This is a genomic window from Streptomyces sp. NPDC111744, assembly GCF_055634995.1.
Window position 1 is genome coordinate 145,298 of record NZ_JBVKCG010000019.1, and the last position, 22,972, is coordinate 168,269.

A 22,972-nucleotide genomic window follows, 5' to 3' on the forward strand; every position below is an offset into this window, starting at 1 on the left:
AGCAGGGGCGGGGATTGACGCGGTGGCTGCCGCCGGAGCCGTCCTTGACGGCCCGTCAGGGCAGCCCGGTCCCCGTCCGCCACTGTGGCTGGGCCGCCACTCCGCCTGTGCGGAACCACCGCGCTTCAGACCGTGCGCGCGGTCAGGCACTTCAGGTCGCACCGACGGCGATGGCCTGACCCGGGCCTGCGCCACGGCAACGGCACGTCGCTGCACTGCCTGTTGGGCGGCGTGCGTGCACACCATCCCGACGCCGGCGTCGCTCTCATCGAGCTCGCCCACGACGAAGCCGCCCGTTGGCACGAGGGGCAAACCCGCTACAGCGGTGACCCACTGCCTCGCCGTCGCCCACATTGTCGCCGAAGTCGGCATGGCGGCAACCGTGGTCTGTGCCGCCCTGCTGCACGACATCGACGGTGGCGGAGTGAACAGCAGGGTCAGATCTGGGAAGCGATCAGTTCCAACCAGAGTGTCGGTACCTTGGAGTGGCACGGATGTCCGTGCGCGTGGCGCGGGTTCGCGCTTCGACCCTGGGGGTGGCTCTGTGGTGAAGTGGGGCAGGCGCAAGACGAAGGAGACTTCGCTTTCCGGGGATCTCCCGTCACCCCCGGCCGACAGCGGAGCGGCTGAGCGAGCGGGTCGGCAGGGGAACGCCGCCGAGGCCGCGCACCGTTACGAGGCCGCAGTCGCCGAAGCCGTACGCGAGTTCGCGCCGCAGGCCCTCGAGACACTGGCGGTACGCCACCAACTGGCGCACTGGACGGGCGAGTCAGGCCGCCCCGAGGACGCGGTGGAGCTGTTCGCTCGCTTGCTCGCGGACCGGGAGAGGCTCCAGGGACCGCACCACCCGGACTCCGAACTCGCCCGGCACCAGTTGGCGCACTGGTACGGCAGGGCCGGCCGCTTTCAGGAGGCGGTGAACCGTTACGAGATCATGCGACGGGTGGCCGTCCAACAGGGCCGCCCCGACACGGCGTTGTCCCTGATGTGTGAGGTCGGCTACTGGCAGCAGCAGGCCGGTGACACCGCCGCAGCGCTGCGTACGTTCGCCGAGATGCTGCGCAGCGCACAGCAGGAGCTGGGGCCGACGCACGAGCTGACAGGAATCGCCCGGCAGCGGTATGCGGAACTCGCCGGCGATCTGCCCTTCGGCAACGAGGGCGGTCACGACGGTCTGCAAAACCTCATCGCGGCGGCGGCGGAAGTGGAAGCGTCCGGTGACTTCCGCCGGGCCGGGCGCCTGTACGGGCAGATAGCGGCCCAGTCCGAACGGCTCTACGGGCGGGCGAGTTCGCAGACCCTCTCCGCGCGCGTCGCGCAGGCCAAGGCCGCGGTGAACGCGGGGGACCACACGGAGGCTGTCGGCTGCTTCGACGCGGTCCTCGCCTGCATGGACCTGCAGGGGCGGGGGCCGGGAACCCGCGAGTACGAGATCCTGCGGGGTCAGCGGGAAGAACTGGCCCGCAGCGCCGGACGCGTCACCTTTCGCATCGGGCAGCGAACCGGAACGCTGTTGGGGCAGAAGGTGCAGGCGGCGCCCGAGAGCGCGTGTGGCGTGTTGGCCCGTCGGCCGGAAGCCTCGCACGCCACCTGTGTTGCCGTCGTCCTCGACGGCACGGATGACGATGTGCCTGCCGAAGTCCCTGTGGAGCGGTGGTCGGCCGTGATGCGTCACTTGGCCGAGCAAGACTACGAAGCGATGGCTCTCTACTTCGCTCGTGAGGACCGACGGCCCACGGCTGGCGAAGCGGAGATATGCCGGCGCTTGGGGCTGCTCGGCGTGTACGTGTCCTGCATGAACTCCGAGAACGTGCAGGTCGAGGCCTACGCTTTCACGGGGACGGAACCGGTGTACGCGCCAGTCGTCGTCGTACCGGAGGAATCGCCCCAAGGACAGCAGGCATCCGCACAGCCGTTGGCCGGCGGGGTGGTGTTCCACCCGGGAGCCGAGGCTCTTGGGAAGTGGCGAGAGGTGGGCCGTGTGCGGCCCGCCAAGGACGCGGACGGACCGTCGGCGTTCGGCACGTACGAGGTGCTGGAGCGCGTCGGGAAGGGCGGGTTCGGCCACGTCTATCTCTGCCAGGACCCCGACGGAGTGATGGTCGCGGTGAAGACCCTGCACTCGCAGTACGCGCACGTCCCCTCGATCAAGCAGGGCTTCGCCCACGAGGTCCAGGCGGCCAGCGCGTCAGCGGACGCTTCACCGTGCCGGTGATCGCCGCCGACCCTGGCAGTGACACGCCGTGGATGGCGGTGCCGTATGTGGCCGCCCCCTCGCTGCAGGAACTCGTCGAGCACTGCGGCAAACTCGACGAGCCGACCGTACGCGGCCTGGGGGCGGGCATAGCGGTGGCCTTGACCGCTATTCACGCGCAGGGCATCGTCCACCTCGATCTGAAACCGGGCAACGTCCTGATCACGGCGGACGGTCCACGCGTCATCGACTTCGGCATCGCCCAGATCGAGCGGCTCACCGAGCCGCGCCGCGGGTTCGCCGGAACCTACGCCTACGCATCTCCCGAGCAGTTGCGCGAGCAGCCGGTCTTCACTCCGGCCAGCGACGTGTTCTCCCTCGGCACCGTTGTGGCTCGGGTGGCGCTCGGGCGCAGCCCGTGGGGTGAGGACACGGCGACCGTGGTCGCCAACATCCGGGCCGGCACACCTGACCTGCGGGGGCTGCCACCCGGCCTGCAGGATGTGGTGCGGTCGTGTCTGCGCCTGGATCCGGCTCGGCGGCCCACGCCCGGCGAGGTGGCCGAAGCTCTGGTTCCCGGGGCGGCAGAGGGCGAAGTCGGCCCCCTTCCGCTGTCCAAGGACGCCCGGGACCTCGTCGCCGCGCACGCCACGACGCCTGCCACCCGCTTCTACGAGACGCTCGCCTACACCGGCGAGACGCCAGAGGGCGACGCGGCCCTCACGCGCCCGCTCCCGACCGGTGATCTCGCCGCCACCATCGCCGAGGGCGCGGAGGAAGACGGTGACCAGCGTGCCGTACCGTCCGGCGACGCGAAACCCGGCCGCGCCGCCGGAGACCTCGAAGCCCGGATCCATGCCTGGGAGCGAGAGGGGGACGGCAGATCGATGATGCAGACACGCCGCGAGTGCGGTGTGTTCCTCGAGGAGGCCCGTGCCCGCCTGGGTGCGGCTCACCCGCTGACGCTACGACTGCGGGTCTCGCACGCCATGCTCGGTTTCGACCAGCCCGGCGGGGTGGCGCACGCCGAGCAGGTGATAGGGGAAGCCGCCACACACCTCGGTGAAGGGCATCCCACCGTCCGGGACGCCCGCACGCTGCTGGCCGTGGTGAAGTCGACCGGAGCGCGGTGAGAAAACAAGGAACGTCCCGGCACCGAGTTCACCGCACCCCTGATCGTCCGGAACGCCGGCGAGGTGCCGGTGCACGGCTTGGGAATCCCAGTCAGAGCCGATCGCCGTCCTGCGCCCCGGACTGATTCGCTGAGGGTGGAGTGCCGCCGCCTTCGCGGTCAGGTCCTCGGCAAAAGGCCGGAAGACCACCGGCACGAGCTACTGCTCATAGGCCGTCGGCATGGACTCGGACCACCGCTGGTCGGCATTGATTCCCGTCACCCTCATGACGGTGGTGCCGCGCCCGGAGACCTCTGTCCCGCCGCGCCGCCATGCACCCTGGAGCTAGCTCTGCCTGACAACGGGGCAGGGCACACGTTCTCTGACGCGGCACCAGCTCAGACGGGAAGTTCGGTGATGCTGAGGGCGAAGTCCAGGTTCCCCACCCCGTGGTTGGCGAGGCCCACCGTGACCACGCCCGCTCCTTCCAGCCAGTGCGCCATTTTCAGGCCGCCGACGTCCAGCGGGCGCAGTCCTAGGCTCTCGACGAACGCCTCCACGCTTGCCTTGGCCTGCGCATTGTCGCCGGCGATGAAGACGTCGGGCCGACCCTTCTCCAGGACATGACGGAAGATGGTGTTGAACGCCTTCACCACGCTGGCGCTTGCCGGGGCCGCCTTGGCGACTTCCTGCGCGATCGAGGTCTCCTCGCGGTGGGCCAGCCCGTCGAACGTGGAATTGAAGGGATTGCTGATGTCGACGATGACCTTGTCCGCGAGCGCGTCTCCGTACTGGGCGACGACCGGCACGACACCGTCGTACAACAGGGCCACGATGACGATGTCCCCGGCCGGGGCGGTGCCCCATTCTCCCGTCGTGGCGCCGCCGCCGAGAGCCTTGGCCAGGTCAGCGGCCTTGGACTGATCGCGGCCCATGACCTCGACGGTGTTGCCGCCCGCTACCGCCCGCGCGCCGATGGTGCGGGCCATGTTCCCGGTGCCGATGATGCTGATGTTGCTCATGAGATGTCCTGCCCTGGTTGTGTGTTGTTCGGTTCAGATGGCGGTGGTGCCGCCGTCGGCGACGAGTTCCATGCCGTTGACGTAGCTGGAGTCGTCGGAGGCGAGGAAGAGGGCGGCGGTGGCTATTTCGTCGGGGCGGCCCATCCGGCCGCGGGGAATGAGGGACTCGAACTGGCGCTTGGTGGCCTCGTCGAAGAGTTCTTCCTGCTTGGCGGTGGCGACCTGGCCGGGGGTCAGGACGTTGACGCGGATGCGGCGGTCCTTGAGTTCGTTGAGCCAGATTCGGGCCCAGGCCTGCTGGACGGCCTTGCTGCCGGCGTAGACGCTCCAGCCGGGGAAGGCGCCGAGGGAGGCGTTGGAGCCGGTCATGAGGATGGAGCCGCCGTCGTTGAAGAGCGGGAGGGCCTTCTGGACGGTGAACAGGGTGCCGCGGGCATTGAGCCCGAACCAGGTGTCGAACTGGGCCTCGGTGATCTCGCCGAGCGGGGCGGGCTCGCCTCCTCCGGCGCTGGCCCACAGCACGTCGAGGCTGCCCTTCTCCCGCTTGACGGTGTCGTACAGGCGGTCCAGGTCGTCCAGGTCGGCGGCGTCGCCCTGGACGCCGGTGACGTTGCGGCCGATCTGCTTCACGGCCTCGTCCAGGGCGTCCTGGCGGCGGCCGGTGATGAAGACGTGCGCTCCCTCGTCGACGAACAGCTTCGCGCCGGCCAGCGCCAAGCCGGTGGTGCCGCCGGTGATGACCGCTACCTTGCCGTCAAGCTTTCCCATGGTCGCTCCGTTGGGTCTGTGGTGCCGTGCGCACCTGGGGGGTGACGGTGTTATGTACACCGCCCTGTGTGCTTACGGTACGGGGCGGACGATCAGGGCGCAACTATGTACACCGGCCGTTACCCAATGGAGGTAGGATGGCGCCATGACGGAGTTGGAGAAGGGCCCCAAGGGCCGCCGCCGCGGCCGGGGCGCCCGCGAACGCATCCTCAGCGCGTCCCAGCAACTGTTCCGCGAGCAGGGCATCAACCGCACCGGCATGGACCAGCTTTGCGCGGCGGCCGAGGTGTCCAAGCGCACGGCCTACCAGCACTTCAACGGCAAGGACGAACTCGTCGCCGAGTACCTGCGCCGGTTCGACCCCTCCGTTCTGTCCGGCGTGTTCGACCGCACCGACCTCACGCCCCGCGAACGGCTCCTCGCCGCCTTCGACATCCCCCCCACCACCCCCCTGTGCCCCTACATCGCCGCCGCCGTCGAACTCCACGACCCGCAGCACCCCGCATCCCAGTACGCACGCGACTACAAGAAAGCCGTCGCCGCGCGGCTCGCCGACACCGCCCGCGAAGCCGGCGCCGCCGACCCTGAACAGCTCGGCGAGCAGCTCGCGCTGCTCATCGACGGCGCCGCGGCCCGGACCCGTGTCCTCAACGCCGACGCCTTCCCCACCGCCGCCGCCATCGCCGCCGTCCTCATCGACAACGCCATCCCCGCCACAGCCGGCGATGACCGGCGACGGGAGGAAGTGCCAAGTTGACTTGGCACTCCGCGGCCGGGCTGGACGCGCTGCCGGTCGCGCGGCTGCACCCGCTGGTAACCGACACCAGTGTGTTCGTGGACGCATGCGGTGCCGTAGGCGCGGGCGCAGATGCCGACGGAGAGCTTGCGGCGCTCGAAGTGGCCGAGGAAGTCCTCCCACTCGGCTGCAGTGGGGGTCCGGTTCCCCTCGGCGGGGTGCCGGGTGCGGCGACGGGTGATGAACGCGCGGTGGGCTTCGATGGTCGAGCCGACCCCTTGAGCGAGGACACCCGGCTCACCGACCGAATCATCGTCATGCACGAAGGGAAGATCACAGAAAGCGGCACGTGTCGAGAACTGTTGGCACGCCGCTGCGCCCTCGGGGGCAGGCCGCTGGTCGCCCGCTGCAACCAACCTGATGACCGGGCACGCCTAGGATTGCGAGGGTGACAGCAAGAACCAGTGACATCGAGAAGGCGGCCGAGGTGCTGCGTGCCGGAGGGCTGGTGGCCCTCCCGACCGAGACCGTCTACGGTCTGGGCGCCAACGCCGAGGATCCTGCCGCGGTCTCGCGCATCTTCGAGGTCAAGGGACGCCCGCCCTCCCACCCACTGATCGTCCACATCGGCGGCGCGGAGCATCTGGACGACTGGGTCCAGGACGTGCCCGGAACCGCGCGCCTGCTGGCCGAACACTTCTGGCCGGGGCCACTCACGCTGGTCCTGCGGCGCGGTCCCCGCGTTCCCCTCGAAGCGACGGGTGGCCTGGAGACGGTGGCAGTGCGCGTGCCCGACCACCCCGTCGCACTCGCGCTGCTGTCCGCCTTCGGCGGCGGGGTCACGGCGCCGTCCGCCAACCGCTTCGGCTCGGTCAGCCCCACCACGGCGGACCATGTCCGTGCCGAGCTCGGTGACGGGGTCGACTTCGTGCTGGACGGCGGCCCCTGCGAGATCGGCGTCGAGTCGACCATCGTCGACGCCACCGGTGACACCCCGACCATCCTTCGGCCCGGCGGGGTGACACGCGAGGACCTCGAAACGGTGCTGGGACGCCCGCTCGCGGTGCCCTCGACGAGCCGCGTTCGGGTGCCGGGCCAGCATCCGTCCCACTACGCGCCGCGTGCGCGGGTCGTCCTCGTGGGGCAGGAGAAGGTCGTCGCCGAAGCGGAGCGCGCCCAGGAACTGGGGCACCAGGTGGGCGTCTTTCTTCCCCCCTCCTTCACCGACGCTCCGGTGAAGGCGCACGCCGTGGTGACGGTTCCCGCTTCGATGGCCGCCTACGCACGCGGGCTGTACGGGTTCCTGCGCGAGCTCGACCAGCAGGGGTGCGACCTCATCGTCGCCTCCCTGCCGGTGGAGAAGGGTCTGGGACTGGCGATCGCCAACCGGCTCCGCCGCGCCGCGGGGCCCCGGCCTTGCGAGTAAGCAGCATCGGATGGGTGGCGTGCCCGAGCAGCCAGGGCCGTGGCGGTCAGGACGCGGCGGGCACTGCCACATCGAGGCCGCGGGCCGCGACGAGCTGTGCGCTGCCGTCGGCGAGGCGGTAGCACAGGCCCACCACGGCGGCCTGGCCGGTGGCGACCTTCTCGGCGAGCACTCGGGAGCGGTCCAGCAGCAGGTCCACGGTGTGCCTTATGTGCTCGGCGAGGATCTCTTCCGGCTCGACCCGTCCGGCGGCCCTCGCGGCCAGCACGCTGGGGGTCACCCGCTCGACGACGTCCCGGATGTAGCCGGCCGGTGCGATGCCGTCCTCCAGCGCGGCGCAGGCCGCGCCGACCGCGCCGCACGAGTCGTGACCGAGCACCACCACCAGCGGGCAGCCCAACACGTCCACCCCGTACTCGACGCTGCCCAGCACCTCCGCGCCCACGACGTGGCCTGCGGTGCGCACCACGAACAGGTCGCCCAGGCCGCGGTCGAAGATGATCTCGGCGGCCAGCCGGGAGTCGGAACAGCCGAACAGCACGGCGAAGGGCTGCTGGGACGGTGCGATCTCGGCGCGGCGGGTGGCGTCCTGGTTCGGGTGCTCGGGGGCGCCCGCGACGAAGCGCTGGTTACCGGCCAGCAGCAGCTCGAAGGCGTCGCGGGGCGTCGGGGTCTGGATCTCGGTCATGTCCGTAGCCTAGGACCCGGCACCAGCTGTCGCATCGCCTGGCCATGCGTAGGCCTCTTCCTGCGACGCCGTCACACACTGCAACCCACTGCCCACGAGCGAGGTCGGCGCGCGGGAGCTGGACCTTCCGTAGATTGAAGAGGAGCGACTGGCAGGGAATGCCTGTGACACCGAAGATCGACTACCCCGGGGTGTTCGCCGCCCTTCCGAGCCCGTGCCTGGTGCTCGGCGCGGACCTGGTGATCGCCGACGCCAACCCCGCCTTCTGCGAGGTGACCGAACAGAGCCGGGCCGAACTGCTCGGGCACTACCCCTTCGACACCTTCCCGGACAACCCCGCCGACCCGGAGGCCGACGGGGTGGCAACGCTGCAGGCCTCACTGCACCGTGTCCTGTCCACCGGCCAGACCGATCACTGACGCGGGCCGAGGCGTGGGTGGTCGTGGCGTCCGACGATTCCAGACTGGCCGTCAGCGGCCCGGTGAACTTCTCGCTCGCCTTGGCGAAGAAGGACACCCAGTAGGTCCGGCCGGTTACTGCGGGCACGCCGAAGTAACCGCCGTTCGCCATGCCCGCCCGCTGCCCGGCGGTGACGGAGTGCAGGTCCAGCCGCAGCGTGACGCGTACCCCTCCGGCTGCCAACAGCTGCTGGGCATACGGATGTCCACGGTGAAGTCGTCTTTGGGCGGCGTCCGAGCGGAGCGACCAGAGCATGTGGCGGGGTTGATGCTCCGTCAAGTCACCGGCGCCTTTCGAAAGTTTCCGCCGCGGGTGCCGCCGCTCCTTGCCGCTGAGATCTGGCCTGACGGCGGGCGAAGGGGCGTGCGTTGCAGCCGATGGCCTTGCTGACCTGCGCCATCGACGGTCCGGCACTGTGTACCTGGCCGAGGTCGACTGTCTGTGCTAAGGCTCCTCCACCCCCGCACCGCGCGCGCTCATCAGGGTGTTTCACTCTTCTTGACAGCGTACAGACAGACGGGGATCGTCTGCATTCGAGGTATCTCGGGCGCCCTTTCTCGACCGCCGTGCAGGCGGTCCGGCGCGGAATGTCAGCCGCTATCAGTGTGATTCGTGCTCAACCCAGAGCAGGGAGACGGCATGAGAGCAGGCATGTGGAAACGCGGAGGGTTCGGTGCGAGACACCGGGCACCCGCCGCATCCGGAAGCGAGGAAAGGCCGCACACGCGGGACGCGAGCCCCGTCCGTCGGCCGGTGCGTTTATCGCGCCGTACCCGGTTCGCCCGTCTGGGAGCCGCGTTGGCGGTCGCCCTCGGCGCGCTGGGCGGCAACGCGGCGGCAGTCCAGTCGTAGGCGATCCGCGCTTCGAACAGCCGGATGGCCCGCACCACGGCCGGATGGGTCGGCTCCGGTCAACCGGACAGGCGACCGCTCGCCACGTCGGCGCCTCGCGCCAGATGCCCCAGAACTAGCGACAACCGGCCCACGATGTCCGCGCGGTGGCGGCTGGGCGGCGCCGTTCGGAGGTCCTCCAGGGCGTCGAGGTGAATCACGCAGTCCGCGAGGCGGTTCCGGTCCAGGTGCATGCGTTGCCGGCGGCGGCTCGTGACGCCGGTTCGTCGTGGTCGACGGTGGCGAACCAGGTGACCAGGAGTTGCAGGGCGTCGTGGTCGCGGGTGCCGGGCTCGGCGCTGAGGGCGGTGAGGGTGAGGCCCGGGTCGTTGGGTACCGGCAGGGCCTCGAAGGCGAGGGTGAGGTCGCCGACCGCGGGATGGCGAAAACGCTTGAGGCCGGTGTGGTGCAGGCGCACGTCATGCGCCGCCCACAGCGCGCGGAAGGCTTCGCTACGGGTGGACAGTTCACCGATCAGATCGCTGAGATCGCGGTTGTAGGGGTCCTGCCCCGCCTCGGTGCGCAGCAGTGCCGCCGCCGTGGCGCGCTGGGCGTCCAGCCCGGTCATGTACTCGGCCGCGCCGGGGTTGAGGAACTGGAACCGGGCGAGGTTCACCGGTCGGGCCGGGTCCTGGAACACCGGCCAGTACAGGGCGCGGCCGAGCCGGTTGGTGGCGAGGATGTCGAGGCGGCCGTTGCGGATGAAGGCGGGCGCGTCGGTCATCGCGTCGAGGAGCTGCTGCAGGGCCGGGCGGGTGGGCTGCGCGGAGCGGCGGCGTGCGGGGCGCCGGGTGGTGCTGGCGGTGCGGGCCAGGTCCATCAGGTGGGCGCGTTCGGCGTCGTCGAGCTGGAGGGCGCGGGCCAGGGAGTCAAGGACGGCCTCGGAGGCGCCGGAGAGGTTGCCGCGCTCCATGCGGGCGTAGTACTCGGCGCTGACGCCGGCCAGCATCGCGACCTCCTCGCGGCGCAGCCCCTTGACACGCCGGCTGCCGGAGGCGGGCAGACCGGCCTGCTGCGGGGTGATCTTGGCGCGGCGGCTGGTGAGGAACTCGCGTACCTCGCTTCGGTTGTCCATTCTTCGAGGCTACGACGATCCCCGGGCGCGAGGGGTGTACTGCCAGTACACGTATCAACGGGTCCTTCCGCGCGCGCCTGACCTGCCGTTCCCTCGATACGAGGCCGGAACCGGCCGAGCGCCCGCTCCGGTCGCGCCCGCTCCGGTCGCCGGTCGGAATGGAAACCGATGCCCGTGTACGCCACCCGCCGGGGACGTGCCGGGCATCCACGGAAAGGAGCCTTCAATGCCGCAGAACCAGCAGCCTGACGGGCCTCGACAGCAGTTCGGGGACATCGCCCCGGCACTGGCCGGATACAGCGAGGACGTGCTGTTCGGGCAGGTGTGGGAGAACCGCGACCTGTCTCCGCGGGACCGCAGCCTGGTCACCGTGGCCAGCCTCGTCACCAGCGGCAGCACCGAGCAGCTCGCCTTCCACCTGGGCAGGGCCCGCGAGAACGGGGTCAGTGACAAGGAGCTGATCGAAACCGTCACCCACCTGGCCTGCTACGCCGGATGGCCCAAGGTTATGTCCGCGTTGACGGTCGCCCGGACCGTCCTCACCGCCGCCTGAGCCCCTCTGACCTTCCCAGGCCGCCTGCATGGCGCATCCGGCCTGCTACAGCACGAATTGAAGGAGTCCGTAGTGGAGATCGTGCAGCCGCAGCCGACCATGAAGTTGCCGGCGGACATGTTCACCGGCGACGCGTGGGCCGATGTGCTCTACCGGGGTGAGGATCCGTCCCGGGCGAGGATGAACATGGTGCGCTTCGCGCCTGGTGCCCGGACCGCGTGGCACTCCCACGGTCTGGGCCAGACCCTCTACATCGTGGAGGGCGTCGCCCTGATCCAGTCGCGCGGCGGCGAGATCGTCGAGGCCCGCCCCGGGGATGTGATCTTCACCCCGGCCGGTGAGGAGCACTGGCACGGCGCGGCCCCGGACCGGTTCATGGCGCACATCGCGCTGTGGGAGGGCGACGACGTCGACTGGCTGGAGCATGTCACCGACGCCGAGTACAGCGGCCCCTTCCGCCCCGCGAGCACCCCCTGACCCCATGCCCGCGAGGCCGGACCACCGTGGCCCGGCACCCGTCCACCTCTCCCGAACACGGAAAGAATCATGCGCTCTACCGTCATCCACGCCCCCCCCGTGACATCCGCGTCGAAGACCGCCCCAAGGCCGCCGTCCAGCAGCCGACGGACGCGGTGATCCGCACCGTCGCCACCTGCGTGTGCGGCTCGGACCTGTGGGACTACCGCGGCGTCAACGACATCGCCGAGCCCACCCCCGCCGGTCACGAGTACGTCGGCATCGTCGAAGAGGTCGGCAGCGACGTACACACCGTCAAACCCGGCCAGCTGGTGGTCGGCTCCTTCTTCGCCAGCGACAACACCTGCCCGAACTGCCGCAACGGCTACCAGACGTCCTGCCTGCACCGTGAGTTCGTCGGCGGTGCCCAGGCCGAGTACGTCCGCGTCCCGCTCGCCGACGGCACCCTCGTGCACGTACCCGGGAACGTCGGCGAGGAGCACATCGCCGACCTGCTGGCCTGCTCCGACGTGATGGGCACCGGCTGGTACGCGGCCGTGGCCGCCGAGGTCGAGCCCGGCGACACCGTCGCGGTGGTCGGGGACGGCGCCGTCGGCCTGTGCGCGGTCATCGCCGCGAAGGAACTGGGCGCCACCCGGATCATCGCCATGTCCCGCCACGAGTCGCGCCAGAAGCTGGCCCGCGAGTTCGGCGCCACCGACATCGTCGCCGAACGCGGCGAGCAGGGCGTCGCCCGGGTCAAGGACCTGACCGGTGGCATCGGAGCCGACGCTGTCCTGGAGTGCGTGGGCACGCCCGACTCCATGCGGCAGGCCCTGCACTCCACCCGCCCCGGCGGCAACGTCGGCTTCGTCGGCGTCCCCCACGACGTGCGGATCGACGGCGAGGAACTCTTCTTCTCCCACGTCGCCCTCCGCGGCGGCCCCGCCCCCGTCCGCGCCTTCCTGCCCGACCTCATCCAGAGTGTCCTGGACGGCCGCATCAACCCGGGCAAGGTCTTCGACCTCGAACTTCCCTGGACCAGGCCGCCGAAGGCTACCGGGCCATGGACGAGCGCCGCGCCATCAAGGCCCTGCTGCGCCCGTGACCCCCACTCCTGCCCCACGTCGGCCACAGCACAGAACGGATTTTCCTTTCATGAACCCGCAGTACGACTTCGAAGGCCAGGTCGCCCTGGTCACCGGCGCAGGCTCCGGCATGGGTCTGGCCGCCGCCCGCGCCTTCGCCGAGGCCGGCGCCGCCGTCGTCCTCGCCGACGTCAACCAGAGCGCCGTCGAGACGGCCGCCAAGGAACTCACCGAAGCGGGCCACCGGGCGATCGGTGTCGTGTGCGACGTCACCGACGAGGAGCAGGCGGCCGCGATGGTGGACCGCGCGGTCGCGACGTTCGGCCGCCTGGACATGGCGTTCAACAACGCCGGAATCCAGGTGCCGCCCAGCGACGCGGCTGACGAGAGCGCCGAGAACTTCGACCGCGTCAACGCGGTCAACCTGCGCGGTGTGTGGGCCGCCCAGAAGCACGAGCTGCGCCAGATGCGCGAGCAGGGCTCCGGCGCCATCGTCAACTGCTCCTCCCTCGGCGGCCTGGTCGGCCTGCCCGAGCGCGCCGCCTACCACGCCTCCAAGCACGGCGTGATCGGCCTGACCAAGAGCGCCGCCGTCGAGTACGCCCCCAAGGGCATCCGTATCAACGCCGTATGCCCCGGCGTGATCCACACCCCGATGGTCGCCGACATGCTCGAAGGCCAGGCCGAGGCCATGGCCGAGATCATGAAGCAGCAGCCCGTCGGACGGCTCGGCACAGCCGAAGAGGTCGCCGCCGCCGTCCTGTGGCTGTGCAGCCCCGGCGCCGCCTTCGTGATCGGCGTCGCCCTGCCCGTCGACGGCGGCTACACCACCCACTGACCCCGCCGCTTCCCACGACTGTCCTGCCTCGGGCGCGCTGAGCGGCGCGCCCGTACCGGACACGGAGAACCCCACGATGAGTACCTGGGACGAGGCGCGGCTGCGTTCGTTCGCGCCCGCCGACGACCTGCACATCTCGCCGTTCCGCGAGGACGGTGTCACCTACGGCACACCCACCTGGATCTGGTCCGTCGTCGCCGACGGCAACCTCTACGTCCGCCCCTACAACGGCCCGGCCTCCCGCTGGTACCGGGCGGCGATGTCCCGGAAGGGCGGACGCGTCCGCATCGCGGGCACCGAGCACGAGGCCGCCTTCGCACCCGCTGAGGACAGCGTCCTCGACGCGGTCGACGACGCCTACCGCACCAAGTACGCCACCAGCCCCTACCTGGAACCGATGCTGCGTATCGGGCCGCGCTCGACAACCGTCCGCGTCACCCCCGCCGCCTGACCGGAGCCGCACGGAACAGCAACGGAACTCGTGCCGGCGGCGCGACCCGTAAGGAGTCTCACCATGGAGTACACCCGTCTCGGCACCACCGGTCTGAAGGTGAGCCGGCTCGCCCTCGGCTGCATGAGCTACGGCGATCCGACCGTTCCCGGCGCCCACCCGTGGGCCCTGACCGAGGACAAGGCCGCGCCGCTCTTCCGGCAGGCCGTCGAGCTGGGCATCACCTTCTGGGACACCGCCAACGTCTACCAGGCCGGCACCTCGGAAGAAATCGTCGGCCGGGCCATCACCGAGTACTCCCGGCGCGCGGACATCGTGCTCGCCACGAAGGTCCGCGGCAGGATGCACGACGGCCCCGGCGGTGAAGGCCTCTCCCGCAAGGCGATCCTGGAACAGGTCGAGGCCTCCCTGACCCGGCTGGGCACGGACTACATCGATCTCTACCAGATCCACCGCTTCGACGACGACGTACCGGTCGAGGAGACGATGGAGGCCCTGCACGACATCGTCAAGGCGGGCAAGGTCCGCTACCTCGGCGCATCGTCCATGTACGCCTGGCAGTTCGCGAAGCTCCAGCACGCGGCCGACCTCGGCGGCTGGACCCGCTTCGTGTCCATGCAGAACCAGTACAACCTCCTGCGCCGCCAGGACGAGCCGGAACTCATGGCCATGTGCGGCGACATGGGCGTGGGCCTTGTCCCCTACTCCCCGAACGGCAAGGGCCGCCTCGCCCGCCCCGCCGGCGAGCAGAGCACGCGCTCCAGCACCGACCACGTCGTACAGGCCTTCGACAGCCCGCACGACGAACCGGTCATCAACGCCGTGCAGCAGCTCGCCGAGGCCCGCGGCGTGACCATGGCCCAGGTCGCACTCGCCTGGGTGCTGCGCAACCCGCTGGTCTCCGCGCCCATCGTCGGAGCGACCGAGCCGCACCACCTTCATGAGGCGGCAGAGGCTCTCAACCTCCAGTTGTCGGACAAGGAAGCGGCCACGCTGGAGGCGCCGTACACCAACGTCGGACCGTCCTGGTTCTAGGAGCAGGCGGGGTGTCGGGCTCACCAATCCGCCTCGCCGCCGTCGCGCCGTACGTCGACCGCGATGTCCTCGCCGAACAGGGCGTCACTTGGGTGCCCCAACAGTGGCCGTTGCGGGTCCGCGTGGACTTGGTAACGCCTGCGGATTCGTTCATGGCCGGGCAGACCCCAATCCAGGAGGCGGGATGCCCGGTGGCGCACTGGGCCATGTCGCCGCCGGTCCCGGCGATGATGACCTGGGCGCCCGCGGGGCTGGTGGGGCGTCCCGGAGGCCGGCGGCACGGGCCGCCCTCCGGGACGAGGAGGCGGTGTGCTCTGCCTCGGATCTGAGGTGTGTCTGCGGTCTCAGGGTGTGGGTCGTGCGCTACGCACCTTGGTCGTTCAGGTGGGCGAGGATCAGGTTGGGGTCCGTGGCGGTGACATAGGCGGCGCTCGGCACGTAGACGGTGTCGCCGCGCAGGGCGACGGAGGTGGGGTTCTGGAGACCGTCGGCTGCGGTCAGCACGATGGAGTGGCTGCCGTCGGGCTGGACGAGCGCGATCTCGCTCGGGCCGTTGAGGGCGGCCAGCAGCCGGTCGCCGCGGCCGGTGAAGGCGAAGTCGTCGATCCCCGCCAGACCGGTGGCCTTGGTCTGGACTTCGCCGGCGCTGCTGTCGGGGAGGATCGGGATGCGCAGGACGGTGCCCTTGTCGAGGTTGGTGGCCCACACCGCGCCGTTGTGGATCTTCAGCCCGTTGGCGCCGAGGAAGCCGGTGGAGGCCAGTTCGGGCGCGGTGGACCAGGCGGTGGGGGTGCCGCCGGTGGTGGGCACGCTCCAGATGGTGCCGCGCACGGAGTCGGTGATGTAGAGGGTGTGGGTGCGCGCGTCCAGCGCCAGGCCGTTGGGCAGGCCGTCGGCGGGCAGCGCGGCGATCCGCTGTGGCCGGCCTGCGGGGCGCAGGCGCCATACGCCGGTGAGGTCGGAGGTGCCGGTGGCGTAGAGGAAGTACAGGGTGCCGTCGTCGGCCCGGACGATGCCGACGGTCAGTGGGAAGCCCAGGACCGGGGTGTGGACACCGCCGTCTGTGGGCTTGGGCAGGGTGGCCAGGATCCGGGTGGTGCCCCTGGGGGAGGTCTCGGCGATCTGGCGGCCCCCGGCGAAGGTGAGGTACGCGGTGCCGCACGGTGCCAGGGCGATGTTCTCCGGCATCTGCCCCTTGGACAGGTCGAAGTGCATGGCGATCCGCGCGCTGCTCAGCGGTGCGGAGGCGGCCGACGCGGGAGCCGGACTGAGCGTCGTGGCAGCAGCCGCGACGAGGACGGCCACCGGCGCAACGGACATGGAGAGCTTCTTGAACATGGTTCCTTCACTGGTTTTCGGGCATGCGGCAGCAATTCGCCGACGCGCGAGTGGGGACAGGTGCGTTCTGCTCGGGGCCGTGCGGCCCCGAAGTCACTCCCGGCGGTGGCCGGAAGCCGGCCGCGCTCGGGCGCCACGGGTGCTCGCAGGTGCCTGCGGAGCGCCCGGTGGAGTCGTGTGAGGTCAGCCGGTGCCGGCTCGGGGCTTCGTCTGCGCCGGGTAGACCGGGACGGTGTCCTGCGTGACGGCCTGGGCGAGCAGGGCCAGCGCGGCCCGCGAGGTCGAGTCCGCCTCCGTGGTGGCGACCACGACGTTGGGGCCCGGCCCGTGGCTCAGGGTCTGCTGGACGACGGTCAGCGATCCGACCAGCGGGTGCCGCATCTCATAGGCGGCGACGGTGCACGCCCTGACCCGGTGATCGGCCCACATCGAGGCGAACTCGGTGCTCTTCGCGCTCAGTTCGCCCACCAGCGTGTGCAACGCCGCGTCATCAGGATACCGGCCCGCCACCAGGCGCAGATTTCCCACCACGGCCCGGGCCTTGTCCGTCCAGTCCGTGTACAGGTCGCGGGTATGGCAGTCGAGGAACACCAGCCTGGCCATGTTGGGACGCTGCACCGAGACGTACGGGGCACGGGGGTCCAGGTGCCCGGCGAACAGCGCGTGGCCGAGGCGATTCCACGCCAGCACGTCACTGCGCCGACCGAGCACGAGCGCGGGGACATCCGCCAGCACGTCCATCAACTGCCTTGTGGCTTCCGTCATGCGCTCCGCCGCAGGCCGCCGGTTCCGAGTGCGGTGCCTGTCCATCCGTGCCAGGTCGTGCAAATACCGCCGCTCGGACTCGTCCAGCCGGAGAGCCCCGGAGATCGCGTCCAGCACCTCAGCAGACGCGCTCAGCGAGTGCCCCTGCTCCAGCCTGGTGTAGTAGGAGGTGCTCACACCCGCGAGCAGCGCCAGCTCCTCGCGCCGAAGCCCCGGCACCCGCCGGCGCTCCCCGAAGGTGGGCACCCCGACGTCCTCGGGACGAAGCTGGGATCGCCGCGCCTGCAGGAAGTTCGCGAGCTGCGATTTTCCGTTCATGGATCCGAGTGTGGTCCATCTCGAAACACATAGCCTGCCCCAGCTGTGGATAGGCACCAGCGGGTCTGTCACCCGGGCAGGACCGTGGATGAAGTGAGTGCAGCCGATCCGGCATCCCGCACCCACCCAGGAAGACGCCTTGAACGCCACGACCGGTGACCACGACCCCTTCGAGGCTCTGGACGCAGCCGATTTCGCCTTCACCAGACGCACATGGGTCGACGCCTCACCCCACCGCGTCTACGAGTTGGTCAGCGGCGTATCCGCGATCGGCGGCTGGAGTCCCGACGCTGCTCGCCCGCTACCGGGCCGCCATGGACGGGCAGGCCGTCGGTCGGATGGGGCCGAGCCTGCCTTAGCTTGATCATTCCTCGCTGCTGTTTCAGGCGGATGTGTTCGGTGAGGGCTTCGATTCGTTTCACGGTCTTCCCAGGCTCGTGACGTGGGGCTGACCTGCGGTTCTGCGAGCCGGGTGGGCGTCCGGGCCCGGGCTTGGAGGGTCTGGGCACGTCGGTGGGACGGGCGGTCTTCACGCGGAGGTGGCGGATCCCCCGGCGGACCCGGGCGGGGGTGAGCCGACGCGGCTCGGCGGGCCGTTCCCAGGGCCGGCGGAGGTCCTCGGCGAGGGGCCGGGCGAGGCGGAGTTGGGTGTGGGCGGCGCGGTTCCAGCCAGCCGTGGTTGATGGCGTCGTACATCGCTCCGTGCCCACGCCGGTGCTCGGCCGTGAGCGTCAGCTCGACCAGCGAGGTGACCGGGCCGTCCGAGCACAGCACCGCGTCGGTGAGCTCGAAGAGCGCATCCGTCCGCGTGTAGAGGCAGTCGTAGAACTGGACACGAGAGTGGGACAGGACGTCCAACGCGGCGTCAGCGGACTGTTCAGCGCCGAGACTCTAAAGCGTGGCCCGGACTCAGCCCTGCCTTTGCCGGCCACGGAGGCGAGGAAGGCCACCTGCATGAGAAGTTCCGCCGCGCCGGCCACACCACCCTCTGCCTGCCCGCCCTGCGCTGGACGCACCGCTTCAACGTCCCCCGCACGAAAAAGGCTGCCGCCCCGACCTGGTACCAGAGCCTGTTCAACTACCTCATCGGGTACGACGAACTCGGCCAAAACCCCCACGAGGCCATCGCCCACTTCTCCACCTTCATCGGGGAAAAAGCCGCCAGCCAGGCCGTGGCCGACTACGAGACGGAAAAACGCAACCCCTTCACCGCTTTCGACGGCATCACCTGCATCAACCTCGACGAACGCCCCGACCGCTGGAAGGCCATGCAGGGACGCCTGAGCGCGCTGGGCCTGCGCCCCGAACGCATCCACCGCCAGGCCGCCGTCGCCACACCGGGCAACCACCACATCGGCCGTGCACTGTCGCACCGCCAGGCCCTCCAGCAGGCCCACACCGACGGCCTCGACTCCCTGCTCGTCCTGGAAGACGACGTCCTCTTCCTCCCCGGCACCACCCGGGTACTGCGCCGCGCCATGACCGAACTCACCGGCCGAACCTGGTCACTGCTCTACCTGGGCGGGGCCGACGGAGGCCGGACCTTCCCCCAGGCCGAGGGCTGCCGCCACCTCGAAACCGTCACCGGCGTCACCACCACCCACGTCATCGCCTACCACCGCAGCGCCTTCACCCACCTCCTCGACGAACTACCCGACACCATCGAGGGCATGACCGCCTGGATCCAGCGCCACACCGCCATCGACCAGTACCTCGCCCGCTGGGACCGTCCCGACCTCTTCCGCACCGTCCCGGTCATCGCCGCCCAGACCAACCAGATCGAGCTGGTGGCGGAAAGCCTGCGTGACCAGTTCGCCTCCCACACCGTCACAGGAATCGACGCGCCTACGCTCGAAGGAGCCCCCCGATGAACGACCCCCGTGCCCGACGTGAGGGACTACGCGCCAAGAAGACCACCGACGGCCGCCTGGCCGTCTACGACGAACACACCGAACAGGGACACATCCTCAGCCCGCTGAGCGCCACCGTTTTCCACCTCGCCGACGGCACCCGCAACCTGACCGACCTCACCGAGGCCGCCACCCACACCCACCCGACAGCCGACACCCCCCTCGTCCGACTTGCCCTCACCGAACTCAACACCGCCCACCTGCTGGACACACCCGCCCAAGAGCCCGACAACGCCCTTTGAACCCGTGCCCTGCAGCACTACCAGGTCGAAGGACTTGGTTGGGCCGGTGCTGGTCGTGAGCACGGCGGGAATTGGGACAGCGTCACCGCGTCCTCGCCGACCTCCAGCACCGCGCGGGCGGTGGTCAGCCGCACTCGCAGACCGCCGTCGACGGGGACGGTGTCGATCTACGGCAGGCTCGGCACCATCCGGCCCACGGCCTGCCCGTCCATCGCTGTCCGGTAGCGGGCGAGCAGCCCGGGGTCGTCCAGCAGTTCGGCGAGCCGCTTGCGCATCCCGTCCACGGCGTCAGCCTGGACGTCCAGTGCGGCGAGCAGTGGCAGGTCGCGCCGTCAGTCCTCGTGCGTGAGCAGCTGCTCGGACACCCACGCCATCAGGTCGGTCGCGGAGCGGGTCTGCAGACCGCAGGTGACGTGCAGGGAGCGGGTGCCCTGGTCGGCGGAGACCGCGTGCCACACGCCGCGCGGCACGTACAGGACGTCACCCGGCCACAGGACCAGGTCGGCGACCGGCCCGGTGGGCGCCTCGCCCGGGTCCTCGATGTCGCGGTAGAGCGGGTAGGGGCGGGTGGTGCCGTAGATCCTCCAGCGCTTCGCGCCGTCCAGCTGGACGATGACCGTGTCGTGGTCGTCCCAGTGGATGCCGAAGCCCTCGGTGGCGCTCCATGAGGCGTAGAGGTTCGCCTGCACGCGGGTACGGAGGTCACGCTCGATCGCTTCGGCGAGGCGGGCGATCGGCGGGTGGAGTTCGTCGACGCTGTCCAGGGCGAGGGAAGCGCCTACCTTCAGGCGGGCGTGGAGTTCGGCGGGTGGAGGCGGTGCCACACGGTGTCCCGGCGCGTGGCCACCGGGGCGGTGTAGCCGCCGACCCGCAGCATCTCGCCGTCGCGGGACAGCCTCATCCGGGGCGGCTCCAGCCGGTGGCCGGCCAGGATCTGGTTGAGGTCGTCCCAGGTCATCACCCGGCCACGTCGATCGCGCCGTCTTCTCCGCGGGCGGGCAGTACGGCTGCCGGCGTCAGCGGGTCGGTCAGACCTGGTACTGACCGACAGTGATGAAGTAGCGCAGTTCCTCCGGCGTTGCCGTCGATGGCCTTTTCGGCCGCGGCGCGCAGGGCCTTGCTGATGCCGGGGCGGGCCAGAATCCGAGCGACGGCGACGCGGTCAATCCTCGGCCTGGGCGAGCCGCAAGCCGCTCTTCAAGAATGCGGCCCGATCAGTGACCGATCCCGCTGGCAACCAGACGGAGATGATCGTATGTCAGCTGATGGTTCGTCATCGAAAGTATTTGTTCTCTGCGTTGACGACGGCGTCGGGTCCACGCTGGAGCTGCCCGGCCACGATGACACCGCGGTCACGAGCGTCGTATGCGACGAGATGCTTCACGCCCGGTCAGGCATGTCATGATCATGCGATGCACTATTCCCTTCCTCTTTCCCGCATGCATACGAAAGTCGGGCTGCTGGCCCGCCTGACGGCGATCTGCTCGCTGCTGCTGGGAAGCATGTACGTGATGGCCGGCCCGGCACAGGCGGCCAGTGAGATCGCCCCGATCCCGGCGGGCGGGTTCGAGCTGTCGCTCGACAGCGACTCGACCTCGGCCGTCAACCAGGGGGAGGCAGCCAACCCCCAACTCGGCAAGGTCGGGCTGACCACCCTCTCCGGGAGCGGCACGGCGGGGCAGGACGGTCTGTGCTACCCGGCTCCTTTCAACCCGGGTGTCGACGCCGACGGCTACTGCTGGAAGAACGACGGTGACGACAGCGGCACGAACGGCTGGAGCCCGCAGGGGCTCTCCGTGCCGCACAACGACGTGGCCGACGGCTCGTGGGAAGGCCACCTCTGGGACGTCGTTTCCTGGCACAACGAGGACAACACGCTGGCGAAGCTGCGCTTCGTGAGCCACGCCGCGGCCACCCCCCGGTACACCGACGTGCTCCTGACGACCCTGTCCGCGGACGGCAAGCTGACCCCGCTCGCCTCCCACGCCGACAGCGTCGTCTGGTACAAGGACAACCTCCTGGTCGGCAACGGCCGGTATCTGCACGTCTTCCGCCTCACCGACCTGATGCGCGCCACCAACCGACCCTCCGGCTTCGACTACGTCCTGCCCAGGTCCTACCTCTACCGGACGCCCTCGGACAGCAATTCATCCTGCCAAGCGGTCACTGGCGACGCTCCCTGCCTCACCTCCCTCAGCTTCGACCGGTCCACCGGAGCCTTGCTGTCCAGCGAGTACGTCCAGAATGCGGCGGGCGGCCGTCTCGTCGAATGGCCGCTCGACCTGACCGCCGGCCTGCCGAGGACGGGGAACGGCAACTCGGTCACCGCCTCCGCCGCCTGGACCTCACCGGTCTGGGGCATGCAGGGCGCGGTCTACACGCAGGGCTCCTTCTTCCTCAGCGGTCTGTGCCCGTCGTCCTTCGACACGGGGTACCGCGAGAGCGCCTGCGTCCACAAGGCCGGCCCCGGCGAGGCCCCGCACGTCCTGACGGCGGTTCCCGACATGACGCAGAACCTCGACTGGGACGGCTCCAGCGGGCGTGTGCGCGGGATCAACGAGGTGGCCCAGTCCGACCGGGTTCTTCCCCAGCGTCTGGTCTTCAACTTCTCGCCCACGGCTCGTTCCATCGAGACGGTCAGGTTCCGGAACGTCAACAGCGGCAAGTGCCTCCTGCCGTACGGCTCCAGCCTCAATGACGGGGCGAACGTGGTCCAGTGGGACTGCAACGGTACGAGCGCGCAGAACTGGTACTGGGACGGATCCCGCATCCGCAACTTCCAGAGCAACCGCTGCCTTTCCGTGTACGGCAGGAGCACCTCCGACGGCGCCCAGATCACCCAGTGGCGCTGCAACGGCGACGCAACCCAGAACTGGTCACTGGCCACCGGAACGGCCGGCGGATCCGTGCTCGTCAACGGCGGCAGCAACCTCTGCCTCACCATCTACGGACGGAGCACGTCCAACGGCGCCAACACCGTGCAGTGGACCTGCCAGCCGGACCACACCGACCACAACTGGACGGGCTCCGGCACCTGACGCCATCCCCGCCGACATGGACCAACTCGCCGAGCCGGGCTCGTTCGTAAACGAGGCGACCTAAAACGGAGACAGCGGCTCCGCGGTGAACCGAAGCAGTTCACCGCGGAGCCGCTCTGCTCTGCCCCAGGGCGCGAGCAGCTGTGGCCGGCGCGGCTGCGCGCGCTTGGGACACGCAGGTGCCGTGGGAGACGTGGCAGGTGGTGGCGCGGGAGCCCCGCCGACGCGGAGGTGCTACCAGACGATCGGCGACGCCGGCACAGGCCAGAGCTCCGGCAACGGGACCGCACCGATCAGCGAGGTCATCTACACGACCGTGCCGACCAGGATCCGACTGCAGGCGAGGCTCACCAACGCCTCAGCTTGACGTTTAACCTCGGCGGTTCACCTGACCCGCTGATCTTGGTTCGTTCCCGGGACAACAGGGCGGCCGTTCTTCACGCTTCGAGGTGTCGAGCAACGTCGCGTGAAGGGACGGCCGCTGGTGAAGAGTCTCGCCCCTGAACAGTCCGCTGACGCCGCACTGGGCATCCTGTCCCACTTTCGTGTCCAGTTCTACGACTGTCTTT

22 protein-coding genes and 3 pseudogenes are annotated in these 22,972 nt (G+C 70.0%); 15 read left to right on the top strand and 10 right to left on the bottom strand.

Annotated elements, in window-relative coordinates; genetic code table 11:
* The first annotated feature begins 547 nt into the window (after nt 1-547).
* Both ACZ7OO_RS33160 and ACZ7OO_RS33165 read left to right on the top strand, forming a co-directional pair.
* A complete protein-coding gene (locus ACZ7OO_RS33160) occupies nt 548-2,215 on the top strand; it encodes a tetratricopeptide repeat protein (RefSeq protein ID WP_471510503.1) in 1,668 nt (555 codons plus the stop codon).
* Nucleotides 2,206-3,327, top strand: a complete 1,122-nt coding sequence (locus ACZ7OO_RS33165) for a protein kinase domain-containing protein (RefSeq protein ID WP_471510505.1) — start codon at nt 2,206-2,208, stop codon at nt 3,325-3,327. Before ACZ7OO_RS33160 ends, ACZ7OO_RS33165 begins: the two co-directional genes overlap by 10 nt.
* 377 nt (nt 3,328-3,704) lie before the next feature.
* On the opposite strand, the gene ACZ7OO_RS33170 is transcribed toward ACZ7OO_RS33165, so the two are convergent.
* Nucleotides 3,705-4,328 carry an NADPH-dependent F420 reductase gene (locus ACZ7OO_RS33170; RefSeq protein WP_471510507.1) on the bottom strand — a complete coding sequence of 208 codons (624 nt, stop codon included), beginning with the start codon at nt 4,326-4,328 and terminating at the stop codon, nt 3,705-3,707.
* A 33-nt stretch (nt 4,329-4,361) separates the two neighbouring features.
* The gene (locus tag ACZ7OO_RS33175; protein ID WP_471510509.1) at nt 4,362-5,096 is read right to left on the bottom strand and encodes an SDR family NAD(P)-dependent oxidoreductase; all 735 of its coding nucleotides are present in this window, start codon (nt 5,094-5,096) and stop codon (nt 4,362-4,364) included.
* A 145-nt stretch (nt 5,097-5,241) separates the two neighbouring features.
* On the opposite strand from ACZ7OO_RS33175, the gene ACZ7OO_RS33180 reads away from it, so the two are divergent.
* Genes ACZ7OO_RS33180 through ACZ7OO_RS33190 form a run of 3 tightly spaced genes read left to right on the top strand, consistent with a single transcriptional unit; the run spans nt 5,242 to nt 7,258 of the window.
* Complete coding sequence (locus tag ACZ7OO_RS33180; protein ID WP_471510511.1) at nt 5,242-5,853, top strand: TetR/AcrR family transcriptional regulator; 612 nt, start codon at nt 5,242-5,244, stop codon at nt 5,851-5,853.
* Entirely contained in the window at nt 5,850-6,284 is a 435-nt protein-coding gene (locus ACZ7OO_RS33185; protein WP_471510513.1) for a hypothetical protein, read from the top strand. The genes ACZ7OO_RS33180 and ACZ7OO_RS33185 overlap by 4 nt, the downstream gene beginning before the upstream one ends.
* Complete coding sequence (locus ACZ7OO_RS33190) at nt 6,281-7,258, top strand: L-threonylcarbamoyladenylate synthase (protein WP_471510515.1); 978 nt, start codon at nt 6,281-6,283, stop codon at nt 7,256-7,258. Before ACZ7OO_RS33185 ends, ACZ7OO_RS33190 begins: the two co-directional genes overlap by 4 nt.
* 46 nt (nt 7,259-7,304) lie before the next feature.
* Here ACZ7OO_RS33190 and ACZ7OO_RS33195 read toward each other — a convergent pair whose 3' ends face one another.
* Nucleotides 7,305-7,946 carry a carbonic anhydrase gene (locus ACZ7OO_RS33195; protein ID WP_471510517.1) on the bottom strand — a complete coding sequence of 214 codons (642 nt, stop codon included), beginning with the start codon at nt 7,944-7,946 and terminating at the stop codon, nt 7,305-7,307.
* Nucleotides 7,947-8,104: 158 nt separating this feature from the next.
* Here ACZ7OO_RS33195 and ACZ7OO_RS33200 point away from each other — a divergent pair, with 158 nt between their 5' ends.
* Nucleotides 8,105-8,365: a PAS domain-containing protein gene (locus ACZ7OO_RS33200; RefSeq protein WP_471510519.1), complete on the top strand. Its 261-nt coding sequence runs from the start codon at nt 8,105-8,107 to the stop codon at nt 8,363-8,365.
* A 1,088-nt stretch (nt 8,366-9,453) separates the two neighbouring features.
* Here ACZ7OO_RS33200 and ACZ7OO_RS33205 read toward each other — a convergent pair.
* A complete protein-coding gene (locus ACZ7OO_RS33205) occupies nt 9,454-10,371 on the bottom strand; it encodes a helix-turn-helix transcriptional regulator (protein WP_471510521.1) in 918 nt (305 codons plus the stop codon).
* Nucleotides 10,372-10,597: 226 nt separating this feature from the next.
* On the opposite strand from ACZ7OO_RS33205, the gene ACZ7OO_RS33210 reads away from it, so the two are divergent.
* From ACZ7OO_RS33210 to ACZ7OO_RS33235, 6 genes and pseudogenes are all read left to right on the top strand, one after another.
* Nucleotides 10,598-10,924 carry a carboxymuconolactone decarboxylase family protein gene (locus tag ACZ7OO_RS33210; protein ID WP_471510522.1) on the top strand — a complete coding sequence of 109 codons (327 nt, stop codon included), beginning with the start codon at nt 10,598-10,600 and terminating at the stop codon, nt 10,922-10,924.
* 72 nt (nt 10,925-10,996) lie between these two features.
* The gene (locus ACZ7OO_RS33215) at nt 10,997-11,401 is read left to right on the top strand and encodes a (R)-mandelonitrile lyase (RefSeq protein WP_471510524.1); all 405 of its coding nucleotides are present in this window, start codon (nt 10,997-10,999) and stop codon (nt 11,399-11,401) included.
* 69 nt (nt 11,402-11,470) lie between these two features.
* A pseudogene (locus ACZ7OO_RS33220) lies at nt 11,471-12,488 on the top strand (zinc-dependent alcohol dehydrogenase family protein).
* 50 nt (nt 12,489-12,538) lie between these two features.
* Entirely contained in the window at nt 12,539-13,306 is a 768-nt protein-coding gene (locus ACZ7OO_RS33225) for a glucose 1-dehydrogenase (RefSeq protein ID WP_471510526.1), read from the top strand.
* Between the two features lie 76 nt (nt 13,307-13,382).
* Nucleotides 13,383-13,757: a DUF2255 family protein gene (locus ACZ7OO_RS33230; RefSeq protein ID WP_471510527.1), complete on the top strand. Its 375-nt coding sequence runs from the start codon at nt 13,383-13,385 to the stop codon at nt 13,755-13,757.
* A gap of 63 nt (nt 13,758-13,820) precedes the next feature.
* Entirely contained in the window at nt 13,821-14,792 is a 972-nt protein-coding gene (locus tag ACZ7OO_RS33235; RefSeq protein ID WP_471510529.1) for an aldo/keto reductase, read from the top strand.
* A 363-nt stretch (nt 14,793-15,155) separates the two neighbouring features.
* On the opposite strand, the gene ACZ7OO_RS33240 is transcribed toward ACZ7OO_RS33235, so the two are convergent.
* From ACZ7OO_RS33240 to ACZ7OO_RS33250, 3 genes and pseudogenes are all read right to left on the bottom strand, one after another.
* Entirely contained in the window at nt 15,156-16,130 is a 975-nt protein-coding gene (locus ACZ7OO_RS33240; protein WP_471510531.1) for an SMP-30/gluconolactonase/LRE family protein, read from the bottom strand.
* A 183-nt stretch (nt 16,131-16,313) separates the two neighbouring features.
* Nucleotides 16,314-17,213 (bottom strand): helix-turn-helix domain-containing protein, encoded by a 900-nt coding sequence (locus tag ACZ7OO_RS33245; protein WP_471510533.1) that lies wholly within the window; start codon nt 17,211-17,213, stop codon nt 16,314-16,316.
* Nucleotides 17,214-17,611: 398 nt separating this feature from the next.
* Nucleotides 17,612-17,872, bottom strand: a pseudogene (locus tag ACZ7OO_RS33250) (NF041680 family putative transposase); the annotation flags it as partial.
* 513 nt (nt 17,873-18,385) lie between these two features.
* Here ACZ7OO_RS33250 and ACZ7OO_RS33255 point away from each other — a divergent pair.
* Nucleotides 18,386-19,084, top strand: coding sequence for a hypothetical protein (locus tag ACZ7OO_RS33255; protein ID WP_471510535.1), 699 nt, complete (start codon nt 18,386-18,388; stop codon nt 19,082-19,084).
* Entirely contained in the window at nt 19,081-19,365 is a 285-nt protein-coding gene (locus tag ACZ7OO_RS33260; protein WP_471510537.1) for a hypothetical protein, read from the top strand. Before ACZ7OO_RS33255 ends, ACZ7OO_RS33260 begins: the two co-directional genes overlap by 4 nt.
* A 332-nt stretch (nt 19,366-19,697) precedes the next feature.
* On the opposite strand, the gene ACZ7OO_RS33265 is transcribed toward ACZ7OO_RS33260, so the two are convergent.
* From ACZ7OO_RS33265 to ACZ7OO_RS33275, 3 genes and pseudogenes are all read right to left on the bottom strand, one after another.
* Entirely contained in the window at nt 19,698-20,189 is a 492-nt protein-coding gene (locus ACZ7OO_RS33265; RefSeq protein WP_471510539.1) for a JmjC domain-containing protein, read from the bottom strand.
* A complete protein-coding gene (locus ACZ7OO_RS33270; RefSeq protein ID WP_471510540.1) occupies nt 20,150-20,323 on the bottom strand; it encodes a hypothetical protein in 174 nt (57 codons plus the stop codon). The genes ACZ7OO_RS33265 and ACZ7OO_RS33270 overlap by 40 nt, the downstream gene beginning before the upstream one ends.
* Before the next feature lie 70 nt (nt 20,324-20,393).
* Nucleotides 20,394-20,572: pseudogene (locus ACZ7OO_RS33275) on the bottom strand (ALF repeat-containing protein); the annotation flags it as partial.
* Nucleotides 20,573-20,804: 232 nt separating this feature from the next.
* Between ACZ7OO_RS33275 and ACZ7OO_RS33280 the strand changes: the two are divergent.
* Nucleotides 20,805-22,403: an RICIN domain-containing protein gene (locus tag ACZ7OO_RS33280; RefSeq protein WP_471510542.1), complete on the top strand. Its 1,599-nt coding sequence runs from the start codon at nt 20,805-20,807 to the stop codon at nt 22,401-22,403.
* Nucleotides 22,404-22,972: the final 569 nt, after the last annotated feature.

Excerpts from the sequence above, each read along its gene's own strand:
- ACZ7OO_RS33235 (WP_471510529.1), top strand. The coding sequence starts at position 13,821 with ATGGAGTACACCCGTCTCGGCACCACCGGTCTGAAGGTGAGCCGGCTC.
- ACZ7OO_RS33195 (WP_471510517.1), bottom strand. The coding sequence starts at position 7,946 with ATGACCGAGATCCAGACCCCGACGCCCCGCGACGCCTTCGAGCTGCTG.
- ACZ7OO_RS33210 (WP_471510522.1), top strand. The coding sequence starts at position 10,598 with ATGCCGCAGAACCAGCAGCCTGACGGGCCTCGACAGCAGTTCGGGGAC.
- ACZ7OO_RS33245 (WP_471510533.1), bottom strand. The coding sequence starts at position 17,213 with ATGAACGGAAAATCGCAGCTCGCGAACTTCCTGCAGGCGCGGCGATCC.
- ACZ7OO_RS33230 (WP_471510527.1), top strand. The coding sequence starts at position 13,383 with ATGAGTACCTGGGACGAGGCGCGGCTGCGTTCGTTCGCGCCCGCCGAC.
- ACZ7OO_RS33175 (WP_471510509.1), bottom strand. The coding sequence starts at position 5,096 with ATGGGAAAGCTTGACGGCAAGGTAGCGGTCATCACCGGCGGCACCACC.
- ACZ7OO_RS33205 (WP_471510521.1), bottom strand. The coding sequence starts at position 10,371 with ATGGACAACCGAAGCGAGGTACGCGAGTTCCTCACCAGCCGCCGCGCC.
- ACZ7OO_RS33180 (WP_471510511.1), top strand. The coding sequence starts at position 5,242 with ATGACGGAGTTGGAGAAGGGCCCCAAGGGCCGCCGCCGCGGCCGGGGC.
- ACZ7OO_RS33260 (WP_471510537.1), top strand. The coding sequence starts at position 19,081 with ATGAACGACCCCCGTGCCCGACGTGAGGGACTACGCGCCAAGAAGACC.
- ACZ7OO_RS33270 (WP_471510540.1), bottom strand. The coding sequence starts at position 20,323 with ATGACCTGGGACGACCTCAACCAGATCCTGGCCGGCCACCGGCTGGAG.
- ACZ7OO_RS33200 (WP_471510519.1), top strand. The coding sequence starts at position 8,105 with ATGCCTGTGACACCGAAGATCGACTACCCCGGGGTGTTCGCCGCCCTT.
- ACZ7OO_RS33225 (WP_471510526.1), top strand. The coding sequence starts at position 12,539 with ATGAACCCGCAGTACGACTTCGAAGGCCAGGTCGCCCTGGTCACCGGC.
- ACZ7OO_RS33240 (WP_471510531.1), bottom strand. The coding sequence starts at position 16,130 with ATGTTCAAGAAGCTCTCCATGTCCGTTGCGCCGGTGGCCGTCCTCGTC.
- ACZ7OO_RS33280 (WP_471510542.1), top strand. The coding sequence starts at position 20,805 with ATGCATACGAAAGTCGGGCTGCTGGCCCGCCTGACGGCGATCTGCTCG.
- ACZ7OO_RS33170 (WP_471510507.1), bottom strand. The coding sequence starts at position 4,328 with ATGAGCAACATCAGCATCATCGGCACCGGGAACATGGCCCGCACCATC.